Source organism: Vreelandella neptunia, assembly GCF_034479615.1.
In the GTDB taxonomy this organism is placed as follows: domain Bacteria; phylum Pseudomonadota; class Gammaproteobacteria; order Pseudomonadales; family Halomonadaceae; genus Vreelandella; species Vreelandella neptunia.
Genome location: NZ_CP140255.1, coordinates 4,891,936 through 4,905,432 on the forward strand (window position 1 = coordinate 4,891,936; position 13,497 = coordinate 4,905,432).

12 protein-coding genes and 1 other RNA gene are annotated in these 13,497 nt (G+C 56.9%); 8 read left to right on the forward strand and 5 right to left on the reverse strand.

The genetic code is table 11. The features are described 5' to 3' along the window. Positions 1-33: 33 nt before the first annotated feature. A complete protein-coding gene (locus SR894_RS22630; RefSeq protein WP_133733112.1) occupies positions 34-741 on the reverse strand; it encodes a 3-deoxy-D-manno-octulosonic acid kinase in 708 nt (235 codons plus the stop codon). Between SR894_RS22630 and SR894_RS22635 the strand changes: the two genes are divergently transcribed. From SR894_RS22635 to waaA, 3 genes are read left to right on the forward strand one after another with little or no spacing between them, the layout of a single operon-like run. Further along, a complete protein-coding gene (locus SR894_RS22635) occupies positions 740-1,837 on the forward strand; it encodes a glycosyltransferase family 9 protein (protein ID WP_223289084.1) in 1,098 nt (365 codons plus the stop codon). The two genes, SR894_RS22630 and SR894_RS22635, sit on opposite strands and share 2 nt — an antisense overlap. After that, positions 1,827-3,257, forward strand: coding sequence for a bifunctional D-glycero-beta-D-manno-heptose-7-phosphate kinase/D-glycero-beta-D-manno-heptose 1-phosphate adenylyltransferase HldE (hldE, locus tag SR894_RS22640; RefSeq protein WP_223289085.1), 1,431 nt, complete (start codon positions 1,827-1,829; stop codon positions 3,255-3,257). Before SR894_RS22635 ends, hldE begins: the two co-directional genes overlap by 11 nt. 10 nt (positions 3,258-3,267) lie before the next feature. Continuing rightward, positions 3,268-4,560, forward strand: a complete 1,293-nt coding sequence (waaA, locus tag SR894_RS22645) for a lipid IV(A) 3-deoxy-D-manno-octulosonic acid transferase (protein WP_223289086.1) — start codon at positions 3,268-3,270, stop codon at positions 4,558-4,560. Positions 4,561-4,686: 126 nt separating this feature from the next. Here waaA and rpiA read toward each other — a convergent pair whose 3' ends face one another. After that, positions 4,687-5,361, reverse strand: coding sequence for a ribose-5-phosphate isomerase RpiA (gene rpiA / locus SR894_RS22650; RefSeq protein WP_223289087.1), 675 nt, complete (start codon positions 5,359-5,361; stop codon positions 4,687-4,689). 175 nt (positions 5,362-5,536) lie between these two features. Between rpiA and ilvA the strand changes: the two genes are divergently transcribed. Next, positions 5,537-7,051 (forward strand): threonine ammonia-lyase, biosynthetic, encoded by a 1,515-nt coding sequence (ilvA, locus tag SR894_RS22655; RefSeq protein WP_133733107.1) that lies wholly within the window; start codon positions 5,537-5,539, stop codon positions 7,049-7,051. Positions 7,052-7,481: 430 nt separating this feature from the next. Here the strand turns inward: ilvA and SR894_RS22660 are convergent, their stop codons facing one another. From SR894_RS22660 to SR894_RS22670, 3 genes are all read right to left on the reverse strand, one after another. Then, the gene (locus SR894_RS22660; protein ID WP_223289088.1) at positions 7,482-8,096 is read right to left on the reverse strand and encodes a 5-formyltetrahydrofolate cyclo-ligase; all 615 of its coding nucleotides are present in this window, start codon (positions 8,094-8,096) and stop codon (positions 7,482-7,484) included. A gap of 45 nt (positions 8,097-8,141) precedes the next feature. Next, positions 8,142-8,324, reverse strand: a non-coding RNA gene (gene ssrS / locus SR894_RS22665) — 6S RNA. Positions 8,325-8,415: 91 nt separating this feature from the next. After that, positions 8,416-8,715 (reverse strand): cell division protein ZapA, encoded by a 300-nt coding sequence (locus tag SR894_RS22670; RefSeq protein WP_071694902.1) that lies wholly within the window; start codon positions 8,713-8,715, stop codon positions 8,416-8,418. A 180-nt stretch (positions 8,716-8,895) separates the two neighbouring features. On the opposite strand from SR894_RS22670, the gene SR894_RS22675 reads away from it, so the two are divergent. From SR894_RS22675 to SR894_RS22690, 4 genes are all read left to right on the forward strand, one after another. After that, positions 8,896-9,474 (forward strand): UPF0149 family protein, encoded by a 579-nt coding sequence (locus SR894_RS22675; RefSeq protein WP_223289089.1) that lies wholly within the window; start codon positions 8,896-8,898, stop codon positions 9,472-9,474. A gap of 35 nt (positions 9,475-9,509) precedes the next feature. Then, the gene (gene pepP, locus SR894_RS22680) at positions 9,510-10,850 is read left to right on the forward strand and encodes a Xaa-Pro aminopeptidase (RefSeq protein WP_223289090.1); all 1,341 of its coding nucleotides are present in this window, start codon (positions 9,510-9,512) and stop codon (positions 10,848-10,850) included. A gap of 94 nt (positions 10,851-10,944) precedes the next feature. Beyond that, on the forward strand, positions 10,945-12,174 hold the full coding sequence (gene ubiH, locus SR894_RS22685) for a 2-octaprenyl-6-methoxyphenyl hydroxylase (protein WP_223289091.1): 1,230 nt from the start codon (positions 10,945-10,947) through the stop codon (positions 12,172-12,174). 41 nt (positions 12,175-12,215) lie between these two features. Beyond that, a complete protein-coding gene (locus SR894_RS22690; RefSeq protein WP_223289092.1) occupies positions 12,216-13,496 on the forward strand; it encodes a UbiH/UbiF/VisC/COQ6 family ubiquinone biosynthesis hydroxylase in 1,281 nt (426 codons plus the stop codon). Position 13,497: the final 1 nt, after the last annotated feature.

The window sequence follows — 13,497 nt, forward strand, 5'->3', positions numbered from 1 at the left end:
CAAAATTGATACCCGGTTTAGGTAACAACTGAATTAGCAGCGGTATCCTTTATAAATGATAGGCATAAACGGCGCTTCGGTGAACTTTTTGATGGAGCGCTCCAGCCTCTCTAAATTTTCTTTCCCCCACTTCCCTGGAGACCGTAGCCTGCAGCGATCAAAATCAATCAGCCAAGGCTCGCCCGTGGGGTCGATCAAAATATTGCGGGCGTTCAGGTCAACATGATCAAGCCCCGCTTGATGAAAGCGGTAAATCATAGCACCTACACGCTTTAATAACGCTTCATCCGCCAGATCGTTGACGAGTAACTCAGCGAATGCTTTGGCGCCAGCAATGCGCACGGTAATCAACGCGGCTTCATAAGTAAGCCCGTAGTGGGTAACGCAGCTCGCTACGGGGCGGGGTACCGGTAGGCCTTGCTCAAAAAGCTTGGCGGTTAAGCGCAGTTCACGAAATGCCCGGGTGCGCTCAGCGCCAGTCCATAAATAGCGTTTCTCACTGAGTTTGGCCGCCATGCCCCCCCGGCGATAGGGCCTTAATACCCACTGCTCGGTCGGGGTTGCCTGTAAAAACAGGCTACTGCCCCGGCCAGGCGCTTCGCCCACAATTAATCCGCGTTCACACCAGTAATCGCGAGTGAATAGGTCTGGATCAATTTGGTGTGTTCCCGGCGCGTCACATAAACTGTCTACATCATGTAAAATCAGCCAATTTCTCTGCCGGAGTGCCGCTAAGCGCATGAAGCCCTCTCTGCCTGTTCAGCCTAACCACATTGCCATTTTGCGCCTCTCCGCCCTAGGAGATGTGTGCAATCTCGTGCCCACGGTGCGGGCGTTGCAGCGCCAGTGGCCCGATGCGCGCATTACCTGGATTATCGGTAAGGGGGAGCACAGTCTACTGGCGGGGCTTTCCGGGGTCGAGTTCGTTGTTTACGACAAGTCGACCGGTATTGCCGGTATGCGTGCGCTATGGCGGCAGCTTGCCGATACGCGCTTCGATGTACTGCTGCATATGCAGCAGGCCATACGTGCCAGCATGCTGTCACTTGGGCTGAAGGCCGACGTACGTGTGGGCTATGACAAGGCGCGCGCCAAAGATGCTCAGCACTGGTTCACCCAGCATCAGCTCGCGCCCCACCCGAATGCCCATGTGCTGGAGTCCTTTATGGACTTCGCCCGGGTGCTCGGGGTAGAGGATAACCGCTTAACGTGGGATTTACCTGTGCCCGATACGGCACGTAATGAGGCTCAGGTGATCAGCGGTGAGGCCCCTTACCTCGTCATTAACCCGTGTAGCAACGTTCGCCTGCGTAATTTTCGCAACTGGTCGGTAGAAGGCTACGCTAGCGTTATTGAACACGCTTGGGTGCAATACGGTCTTAAAAGCGTATTGACCGGCGGTGGTAGTGCCTTGGAGCGGGAAATAGGCGATCAAATCGAAGCGCTTTGCCAGCCAGGCAGTGTGATTAACGCCATTGGCGGCACCTCTTTAAAAGGGGTTTTAGCGCTGATCGATCAAGCCCAAGCGGTGATAGCGCCGGATACCGGACCGATTCATATGGCCAATGCCATGGGAACACCCGCACTGGGGCTTTATGCCTCCACCAATCCCCAGCGCGCCGCGCCCTATTTGTGGCGTGATTTTGCGGTCAACGCCTACCCCGAAGCGGTACGTACTTATCTGCATAAGTCGGTAGATGAGGTGAGCTGGGGCCAACGGGTGCGCCACCCAAGTGCCATGATGCTGATTAAAGCAGACGACGTTATCGCTAAACTGGATACACTGCTGGCGCATACCGACTCTACCGCCAGCGCAGGGAGCATCGATGAAGATTGATTTAACCGCCTTAGAACATGCCCACGTGCTAGTGGTCGGCGATGTCATGCTAGATCGCTACTGGCATGGCGGTACCTCGCGCATTTCCCCCGAAGCGCCGGTGCCGGTGGTGCGCGTGGAAGATGTCGAAGATCGCCCAGGCGGGGCGGCCAATGTGGCATTGAACATTACTTCCCTAGGTGGCCACGCGGTGCTAGCGGGCGTGATCGGAGACGATGACAACGCACAGATTCTACAAGCCAGCTTGAGTGCTTCAGGGGTAAGTACTTACTTTCAGCGTAGCGCTGAGGTGCCGACGATTACCAAGCTGCGTGTGATGAGTCGTAACCAGCAGCTGCTGCGCCTGGATTTCGAGCAGCGCTTGGACAGTGTCGATACCACTGAGCTAGTGACGCAGGTAGAAAAGGCGCTCCCTGATTGCGACATAGTGATCCTTTCCGACTACGGCAAAGGCACGCTGAACCAAGTAGAAAACTTGATAGCCAACGCAAGAGCCCAGGGTAAGCGGGTGCTAATCGATCCGAAAGGGCAGGATTTCAGCAAATATCGTGGGGCGAGTTTAATTACCCCCAATCTCACCGAATTTGAAGCCGTGGTGGGCCATTGTGCGACCGATGCTGAGTTATCCCGCCGCGGCGAAGCGCTGCGCGCTGAGCTTGAGCTGGAAGCATTGCTGATTACCCGCAGTGAAAAGGGCATGACATTGATTCGTGATGGGCATGCGCCGCTACACCTGCCTACCCGCGCTCAGGAAGTCTTCGATGTGACAGGGGCGGGCGATACCGTTATTGGCCTAATGGGGCTAGCGCTAGCGGCAGGCCACGCCTTTCCCGAAGCGATGATGCTGGCCAACCTGGGGGCAGGGTTGGTAGTGGCCAAACCGGGCACGGCAACGCTTTCCATCGCCGAGCTCTACACGGCCTTACATGGCGATAAGCTGGCCGAGTTTGGGTTGATTGAGCCGGATGTATTGATCGAGGCGGTGCGTGCTGCTCAACTGCGCGGTGAGCGGGTGGTCATGACCAACGGCTGCTTTGATATTCTGCACGCTGGCCACGTGGCTTATCTGGAGCAGGCTAAACGTCTGGGTGACCGTTTAATCGTCGCGGTTAACGACGATGCCTCTATTGGCCGTCTGAAAGGGCCCAAGCGGCCGATTAATCCACTTAACCGGCGCATGCAGGTGTTGGCGGGGTTAGGCGCCGTCGATTGGGTCGTGCCGTTTGGTGACGACACCCCCCAGGCGCTGATCGAAGCGGTGCTACCCGATATATTAGTCAAAGGTGGCGACTACCGGCCAGAAGATATCGCCGGGGGCGCGGCGGTTATCGCTAATGGTGGCGAGGTTAAAGTACTGGGCTTTGAAGATGGCGTGTCGACCTCGGCGATGATTAGTTCGATTCTAGATCGTGAGCGTTAAGAAACCTCTGATGTCTTCACCTGCCTGGCCTCGGCTTGCCTACTCAGCGGCACTGTATGCGCTCTCACCGCTGATTGGCTGGCGCATCTGGCGTGAGCAAGTACCCACTTACTCACGCCTTCAACGGCTGGGTTTACGCCTGCAGCCGCTTCCCCCTGCGCCACGCATTTGGCTGCACTGCGCCTCGGTGGGAGAAGTCCGCGCTGCTCGACCGTTGATTGAGGGACTACTAGCGCGTCACCCAATGCATAGCCTGCTGCTCACCACCATGACCGCTACCGGCGCCCAGCAGTCCCAAGCGCTCATTAGCGAGCAACCCCCAAGCGATCAGGCAAGGCTTACCCATCGCTTCCTGCCGTTGGATTTTCCCGGTGCTGCCAGACGCTTTGTACGCAGCGTACAGCCCGAACTAGCGATCCTGTTTGAAACCGAGCTGTGGCCCAACTTGATTCACGCCTGCCGCCAGCAGGGTGTGCCGGTGGCCGTGGTGAATGGCCGCCTATCGCCCCGCGCCTTTAAGCGCTACCAACGCCTGCGCCCGCTAATGGCCAGCACGCTCGCCGAGATTAGCTGGCTAGCTGCAAAATCATCGGCAGACGCCGAACGCTTTAATGCCCTTGGCTGCAGCACGGGTATCACCCGCATAGTCGGCTCGCTGAAATTTGAAATGGCTAGCCAAAATAAGGCGAAGAAAGAGGGTGAGCACTTACTTCAAGAGTGGGGAGAGCGTCCGGTTTGGGTGGCGGGCTCAACCCGAGATGGCGAAGAAACACTGATACTTCAAGCTCATCGTCAGCTACTTAGGCGCTATCCGAGCGCGTTGCTGGTGCTGGTGCCCCGTCACCCCCAGCGCTTTGATGAGGTGGCTAAGCTTTGCCAAACAGAAAGCTGGGCACTCAGCCGCCGCAGCCTCCAGCAGCCTGCCACAAAGCAAACGCAGGTTTACCTGGGGGATACGCTTGGTGAATTGGCTATGCTGTATGCGGCGGGCCGTGTGGCCTTTGTGGGGGGCAGCCTAGTGCCATTGGGCGGGCACAATGTGCTTGAACCCGCGGCGCTCGGCAGGCCGGTGCTTAGCGGCTCCTCAATTGAAAACTTCGCTGATGTGGCTGAGCCGCTTCTAGCGGCAGGTGCGCTAACCTTAGTCGATAGCCCGGAGGCCCTGGCAGACACTGTGGCAGGCTATTTTGCCAACCCCGAGCGCGCCCAACAGGCTGGACGCGCCGGCCGCGCGGTGATTGAGGCACAAAAAGGTGCGCTGGCTCGCACCCTGACAGGATTGGAAGCCCTGCTGCCCCGGTAACCAGTGCAGTTATTTATATGCCGTTGTCTTGTTATCCGCTTAAATGGTCGCAAGCTAAAGCTACCTCCCACCCGTGCAGAAATCACTCTGGCAGAGATAATTCCTCAACGAGTGACAATAGTCTTTTTATGAACGCGTGATGCGCTCTACGCCATCTTCCTTGCCCAGCAGCAGAACATCGGCGCCGCGGGCGGCAAACAGGCCATTGGTCACCACTCCGACGATAGCGTTGATACGCGCCTCCATGGCTACCGGGTCTTCGATCAAAAATTCAAAGCAGTCGATGATTTGGTTGCCATTGTCGGTGACTACCCCCTGGCGATAAACCGGCTCGGCACCAAGCGCTACCAGCTCGCGGGCGACATAAGAGCGAGCCATGGGGATGACTTCAACCGGTAGCGGAAAATGACCTAACTGAGGCACGTACTTTGAGCCATCGGCAATGCAGATAAAGCGTTCGGCACAGGCAGCCACAATTTTTTCGCGAGTTAGCGCAGCGCCACCGCCTTTAATCATATGTAAGTTAGCATTTACTTCGTCTGCGCCATCGATGTAAAAAGGGACTGTGCCAACGCTGTTGAGCTCAAACACCTCAATGCCCAGTTTCTCAAGGCGCTCGGCGCTTGCCTTAGAGCTCGCCACCGCGCCTTTAAAGTGATGGCGTAGGGGGCCCAGGCGATCAATAAACAGGTTAGCCGTGGAGCCGGTGCCAATGCCTAAGATGGTATCCTTTTCCAATTGAGATTTAATTTCTGCAATGGCGGCATCCGCCACGGCGGCCTTTAATTCATCCTGGTTCATAGCTTGGTTCATAAAAAGCCTTGTGAGTCAGAGGAGAGTTAGAGAAAAGAGATAGTGGCGCTAGTATAACGACCTAAACGTTGCCTGCCGATGGAAACGCGGCTAGACGCCGCTATACGTAATCTGCTACCAATGAAAGCTTTGTCCGCTCACGTTTTTCTCTTGGGATACCCGCATGCTCGAAGCAACCGTCAAAAAGATCCTCCAAGCCCGCGTTTATGAAGCCGCTTGTGAGACACCGATTTCCCCTGCACCCTTTTTGTCGCGTCGTTTCAACAACCAGATTTTGATTAAGCGCGAAGATCTACAGCCGGTATTTTCGTTCAAGATCCGTGGCGCTTATAACAAAATGGCGCAGCTCACCCAGGCTCAAAAAGATAAAGGTGTCATTGCCGCCTCCGCCGGTAACCACGCCCAAGGGCTGGCCATGGCCGCCAAGCTGATGGGGGTCAAAGCCGTCATTGTGATGCCGCGCATAACCCCCGATATCAAGGTGCAGGCGGTGCGTGCCCGGGGCGCCAAGGTCGTCCTCAAAGGGGATGCCTTCGCCGCTGCCGTCGAGCATGCACAAGAGCTGATCAAAGAGCATGGCTACACCTATATTCCGCCGTTTGACGATATCGATGTGGTGGCCGGTCAAGGCACCATCGGCGTGGAAATTCTGCGCCAACACGCTGGGCGTTTAGATGCCATCTTCGTGCCGGTTGGTGGTGGTGGGTTGATCGCCGGTGTCGCGGCTTATGTGAAGTACCTACGCCCGGATATCAAAGTGATCGGTGTGGAAGCCGAAGACAGTGCCTGCCTAAAAGCCGCATTGGAGGCGGGTGAGCGTGTGGTGCTCGACCAAGTGGGCGTATTTGCCGAAGGCGTTGCGGTGGCGCAAATCGGCGAGGTGCCGTTTTCGTTGATCAAAGATCTGATCGACGGCGTTATCACCGTTAATACCGATGAAATGTGTGCGGCGGTGAAAGATATTTTTGAAGATACCCGTGCAGTGGCAGAAACTTCTGGCGCGCTTTCGCTGGCGGGGCTGAAAAAATATATCCAGCAGACCGGTGCTGAGGGCGAAACGCTGCTGTGCATTAACTCAGGCGCCAATACCAATTTTGACCGCCTACAGCACATTGCCGAGCGCACAGAGCTAGGCGAGCAGCGTGAAGCGATCCTGGCGGTGACCATTGCCGAGAACCCCGGCAGCTTTAAAAAGTTTTGCCGCACGCTGGGCAAGCGCATGGTGACCGAGTTTAGCTATCGCTACGCTGACAGCAGCGAAGCGCATATCTATGTAGGCGTGCAGGTGAAGCCCGGCGGTGAAGATCGTCAGGCAGTAATCGACAAGCTGCGTGACGGTGGCTACCAAGTGGAAGACCTGACCGACAATGAGTTAGCGAAGTTGCATATTCGCCACCTAAGCGGCGGCCGTCCCAGCGAGCGTTTTGAAGAAGAAGTGTACCGTTTTGAGTTCCCCGAGCGCCCCGGTGCGCTGATGAACTTTTTGACGCAGTTACCCCACGACTGGAACATCTCGTTGTTTCACTATCGCAACCATGGCGCAGCCTATGGTCGCGTATTGGTGGGTATGCAAGTGCCCAACGGTGATCGCACCCATGTGGCGGAGTATTTAGACGCCATCGGTTACCGTTACTGGCGCGAAAGCGATAATCCGGCCTACCGACTGTTTATGGCTTAAAGTTGCCTTGCGGTGAGTAAAAGGTATGAGCAAATAGTTGTGTGTAAGTGGTTGCTTACCTTAAACGTCAGAGCTGCTAGTGGCTTAACGTAACTTAATCCTCAGAAATGGGGCTAAAAAATGTCGTTAAACCAGTTGTCAACGGTGGCCTAATAGCCCTATAGTCGTGAGCGAAATTAAGCAAATCTGCCACCCTTTTAAAACAGTAAAGTGTGGTGGATTTAGCACATTCGGCAACGGCAAAGGTGTTGGAGAAGCGGCATGCGGCGGAAGAAGCCTGATATGGTAATGGCGTTGATGGTGGTTTTTGCATTAGGTGTACTTGCTACCGGCTATGCGCAGGCGTTGTCGGGAAGCTAATCCCCGCAAGGTGACAAATAGCATATGAGAGAGGCTGATCCTTTATTGGGTCGGCCTTTTTTGTAGTGGTTTATTGGCGGCGTACGCAGCCTTGGTCGCTGACGACTACCTGTAAAGGCACATCCCATGGCTCCACAGGCAGAGAAGCCACCTGTTGGCAGGCATGAGCGACGCCAATCAAAGTCGGCGATGGGCCGGGGCGATGCATAAACGCTAAGCTGCGGTCGTAAAACCCGCCCCCCATGCCCATGCGGTTCGCATTAGCATCAAATCCGACTAGCGGAACAATCAGCGTTTCTAGTGCCCAAGCGGGCAGCCGATTACGCCGCTGGGCGCTGAATCGCACATCAGGCTCCCAAATCCCAAAACGGTTTTTCACCATTGGGGTGTCAGAGCGATAGGCAACAAACCACAGGTGGTTAGCGCTAAACGGGCGTAAAACAGGTAGGTAAATATCGACGTTACGCTGGCGTAACCAGGGAATAAGCGGAGTAGGATCGATTTCGCCGTTGACAGGCAGATAAAGACTTAAGCGCCGTGCGCGGCGTATTTCAGGCAGGGTTTTTAATCGTTGGCACAAGCGCTCTGCTGCAAGGCGCTGCTCATGCTGAGAAAGGGCTCGGCGTTGGCGACGTAAAAAGCGGCGTAGCGCGCGCTTATCCTCTTCCGGATGCAGGCGTTCCATGCATATGTTCTCTTATGCCCTATATTTTCTCACAGCTATGTTCGGGTGTTCTCCAGAGTGCCGCTGTCATTCTGGCCCTGAACCTACTGGTTCAGGTGGGTGGCCGCAGCCAGACCGTCAGGCTTTCCGACGCACGGACATGCACACGGGCCTGGCTAGCATTTGGCCCCCTGGGTATTACGCATAGGCTCGAGGGACTATAACGACTGGCGTACACCCCAGAGAACCCCGCCATCCTAACAGAGCGACGGCTAATGCCAAAGGTCTGGGTTAAACGTTCGCCGAGTCTTTAATCGCTGACAGCACTTTCAGGTAAAGCCTAGGACGGGCGCGTTTTGGCCAATGCTCGCTCAAGGCGTTCATTTAGGCGGTGCAGGTTCTCTTCACCGGCGCGGTGTTCATCCATGGCTTCAAGAAGCTCGTGGGTGATATTGAGGGCTGCCATGATCGCCACACGCTCACTCCCCAACACGCTGCTTTGGGCATTGATACCCTGCATGGCGCGGTCTAAGTAGCGCGCGGCGCGATCAAGTTTGGCCTCTTCGCCCGTGTCGCAGGCAATGATATAGCCGCGCCCTAACAGGGTTATTTCTTTGGTTGGCCGCTTGGCGTTGCTCATCAAAGACTCCAGCACGGGCCAGCAAGGGGCCCAATGCGTTAACATCACAGCATAGGAAGATAGGTGTCGCTCACTATAAGAGAGGCGCTTGTGCGCGGTCAACGCGCGGCGAGTGCATCTCGTACCATTGACGCCACCCTATCCATCACACGCCCAGTGAATACGAGGTTATTAAATACTATGTCATTGATTGATGAGCGTCAGGACTTCTCCGATGTCGCAGATGTCTTTCTTCTCCATGGCAGCATGCAGTCACCAGCGTTTTTGGATGGCCGTTTATGTGCGCTGCTGGCACTACGCGATGTGAATGCAGAGGCTTGGTTGGACGAAGTCTGCCAGAGCCTAGGCGTTGAGCAGCCTCGCGATCAGGCAAGCGCCGAGCGGCTACTAGGCTGGCGGCGGCAAACCGTAGAGGCGCTCAGCGCTAGCGACCTGGACTATACGCCGCTGCTACCCGACGAGCTGTTCTCCCTGGGCGAGCAGGCGCAAGGGCTTAAAGAGTGGACGCTGGGCTTTATCGAAGTGGTCGATGAAGTAGCCGACAACGAGCTGCGTGAGCGCTGGTCTCCGGCGCTCCGTGAGGCGATTGATGACTTGCAGGCGCTGGGCCGTATAGATACCGATATCGACGACAGCCCCGAAAATGAAAACGATCTGTTTGCGCTTACCGAGCATGCCCGTATGGCCGCCATGTTGCTGTATACCGAGCAACACCCTGGGATGCCGCAAGTCGAACAAACCGACGCGCCCGTTCATTAATCGCCTCAGTCTGAATCTCTATGCTAGGAGCCTCTATGCGGCCCGAAATGTTACCTCGTCCCCCTGCGGTCAGCGTGGCCGAGTATCGCCACCGCCGTGACGCCTTAATGGCCCAGTTGCCACATAACGCAGCGGTGGTTCTTCCCGGTGCCGGACTGATGACCCGCTCCCGGGACAGCGAATTTGCTTTCCGCCAGAACAGCGATTTTTACTACCTGACGGGCATACGCGAACCGGATGCGCTGCTGTTGCTGCTCCCAGGGCGCGCTGAAGGTGAAAGCGTGGTGTTCTGTCAGGATCGTGACCCCACCATGGAAGCCTGGACAGGGCGCCGCTTGGGCGCCGAAGGCGTGGTCGCTGAATACGGAATTGATCAGGCGTTTGAAAATGCAGTACGCGATGAACGGCTGACCGAATTGTTGACGGGGCGCGAGCTGCTTTATCTACCACTAGATAATGCTGACGCTGTCAGCATGGCTGAAGAGGCTTTACAGGAAGCCCAGGCCGGGCTTAGGCGTGGTCGGCCGCCGCTAAAAGGTTGGCTGGATATCAGCCCGTTGATTCACGCCATGCGGTTAATCAAAAGCGACGCTGAAATTGCCCTGCTCAGGCATGCGGCGTTGATATCTGCCCATGCGCACCGGCGCGCCATGCAGGTGTCTAGCCCCGGGTTGAGCGAATTTCAGCTCCAGGCCGAGCTAGAGCATGAGTTTGTATGGCATGGGGCCAGTGGCCCTGCCTACAGTACGATTGTGGGTAGCGGTGCCAACGCCTGTGTACTGCACTATATTGAAAACAGCGCACCGCTGTGTGAAGACGGCTTGGTGCTCATTGATGCGGGCGCCGAGTTTGAGTTATATGCCGGTGATATTACCCGCACATTTCCGGTGTCTGGGCGTTTTAATGATGCCCAGCAAGCGCTCTACCAGGTGGTGCTCGACGCCCAGCAGCGCGCTGTGAGTGCCGTCCAGCCGGGTGCCACCCTTGTGGATATCCACAAGGGCGTGGTGCATGACTTAACTACCGGGCTGATTGAGCTTGGCCTGCTGGAAGGTGATGTACAGGCGCGCATTGATGACGAGAGTTATCGACGCTTTTACCTGCACTCAACGTCGCACTGGTTGGGGCTGGACGTACACGATGTTGGTTCCTATCGGCTGGATGAGCAAACACCTCGGCCACTGGTCGCAGGCATGGTGCTCACCGTGGAGCCCGGCCTGTATATCCCTAGCGATGACGATATTCCTGACGCCTATCAGGGCATTGGTATTCGAATTGAAGATAATGTGGTCGTCACTAACGAAGGTCATGAAGTGCTGACCGCAGACGTGCCTAAGCAGATCGTCGAAATCGAAGCATTAATGGCTAAAAAATAACCAGTCATAAATGTTTGCAATGGCCTTTATGTAATTTACGTTACGAAATTATTAGTGCCTCTTTATGAAGTGGCGTCGTGGTCGGGAGAAGCCAATGCAGCAGTCTAATCAGGCGGTTAAGGGAGCGCTGACGCATGACATCGTGATTGTGGGAGGGGGCCTGGTAGGCGCCAGTTTAGGTTGCGCCCTGGCACCGCTGATTGAGCGCCATGGCTGGCGTGTGGCGATCATTGAGTCGGCACCGATGGCTGTTCAGTCGCAGCAAACTACCTGGCAGCCCAGTTTTGATGCCCGGGCCAGCGCGATCGCGGAGGGTTCAGCCCAGCGCTTTCAGCAGTTGGGCGTGTGGGAAGCGATGCGCGGTGAGGCCACGCCTATCAAACGCATTCATATCAGTGAGCGAGGCCGCTTAGGAGCGACACGGCTGAGCGCTGACGAGCTGGGCGTTGCAGCGTTGGGCCATGTAATCCCCAATGCGTGGATGGGCCGTGTGCTACACCAACGGCTTGCTCAACTGCCGCTGGAGTGGCACTGCCCGGCGAAGGTTGAGCAACTTACCCCCGTAGCGAACGGTCATGATCTGCAGCTCTCAGACGGTAGCCAGCTAACGGCAGGGCTAACGGTATTGGCAGATGGAGGGCGTTCTGGGCTGAAAGAGCAGCTTGGTATTGGCAGCCGCCATGAGTCTTACCAGCAGACGGCGCTGATCGCACACGTAGGGGTAAGCCAGCCCCACCTAGGGGTTGCTTACGAGCGCTTTACCTCCCAAGGGCCAATGGCGCTGTTGCCACTGCCCGGCCAGGCCATGGAGTTAATCTGGACGCACCCCAGCGGCAGCGAAACAGCGCGTATGGCGCTCCCCGAGCGTGAATTTCTGCTGCAACTTCAGCGTGCTTTTGGCGACCGGGTGGGTCGCTTTACCCGCGTAGGCACCCGACACGCCTATCCGCTTTCACTGGTCACCGCTGAAGAACCGGTGCGCCCAGGGCTGGCGGTATTGGGTAACGCTGCCCACGCTTTGCACCCGGTCGCGGGGCAGGGGTTCAACTTGGCCCTGCGTGGGGTAATGGATCTGGTCGAAGCGCTGGAGCAGGGCGAGCAGGCCAAGCGGCCGTTGGGCGATATGAGTACGCTGCAAGCCTTTGAGAAGCAGCGCTCCCGAGACCGCGCCAATGTGATTCGCTTTAGCGACGGCCTGGTGCGGCTATTCGGGCTCTCCTTCCCGCTGTTGCCCCATGCCCGGGCCGCGGGGTTAATCGGCTTGAATCTGGTTGGGCCCCTGCGGCGAGGGCTGGCTCGACGCGCCATGGGCTTAGAACGTTAAGCTTATACATCCTAGGCTATGAATATGAACAAGGGAACGCTATGCATACGGACTCTTCTATTGCGAAGCCGTCGGTGGAAAGCTTTGAAGCGATTATTGTTGGCGGAGGCATGGTCGGTACTGCGCTCTGCGCGCTGTTAGCCCAGGCGGGCATGCAGGTAGCGCTTGTGGAAGCAAAGCCCGCGCCGTTAAGCCTTGAACATGCCACTAGCCAGCTGCCAGCGCCGCGGGTAAGCGCGTTAACGCCGGTCTCTCAGCGTTTGCTAACCCATTTGGGCGCTTGGCCTGCAATGCAGAAATCCCGAGTGACTCCCTACCAAGGTATGCAGGTATGGGATGCCGAAGGCAGTGGTGAAATTGCCTTTTCTGCCGACGAGGCGGGTGTCGCGGTGCTGGGCCATATTGTTGAGAACGCGGTCACGCTGGCCGCGCTCAATAGCCAGGTCGTTGGCCATCCCAATGTCACCCCATTTTTTGGCGCTCGCCTACAGGCGTTGCAGCGCACAAGCTCACCTACTTCAAAGCCAGCCTCAAGTGGCGACTGGCTGATACTTGACGATGGGCGACAGCTACATGCGCCGTTAATCATCGCCGCAGATGGTGCCCACTCGGTGCTACGCGAAATGGCCGGTATCGAGGTGGCCAGCGACGATATGCAGCAGGAGGCTGTGGTGACCACCGTTATGTGCGCCAAGTCCCATGGTGGCGCTGCTCGGCAAGCGTTTATTGACGGTCGCCCACTGGCATTTCTGCCTTTAACCGTGGAAGGGAATGACCATTACTGCTCCATCGTATGGTCGACCACGCCGGAGCACGCCGCTGAGCTTAGTGAATTGCCCCGCCAAGCGCTTGGGGAGGCGCTCGAGAGGGCGTTTGGCCATCGCCTAGGTGAGGTAACGGTCTGCGATAAGGCCCACCGGTTTCCGTTAGTGCAGCGCCATGCCCGTCACTATGTGCAGCCGCATTTCGCACTGGTGGGAGACGCTGCCCACAGCATTCATCCGCTGGCGGGCCAGGGCGTCAATTTAGGCCTTATGGATGCGGCGGTCTTGGCAGAAGAGGTGGTGCATGCTTGGCAGCGCGGTGCGCCCTGGGGAGAGTTAAGTACTTTGAGGCGCTATGAGCGCCGGCGGCGCTTTGATAACAGCGCCATGCTGGGGCTGATGAAGGGGTTTAAAGTGCTGTTCGGCAGCCACGATCCGGCGTTGACGCTGGCGCGTAACCTGGGAATGAGCGGCATGAACCAGTTGGTGCCGCTAAAGCGGGTATTGATGCGGCAGGCGACCGGGGAGCGCGGCCGCCTGCCGCTTAGCTGTCGTTAAA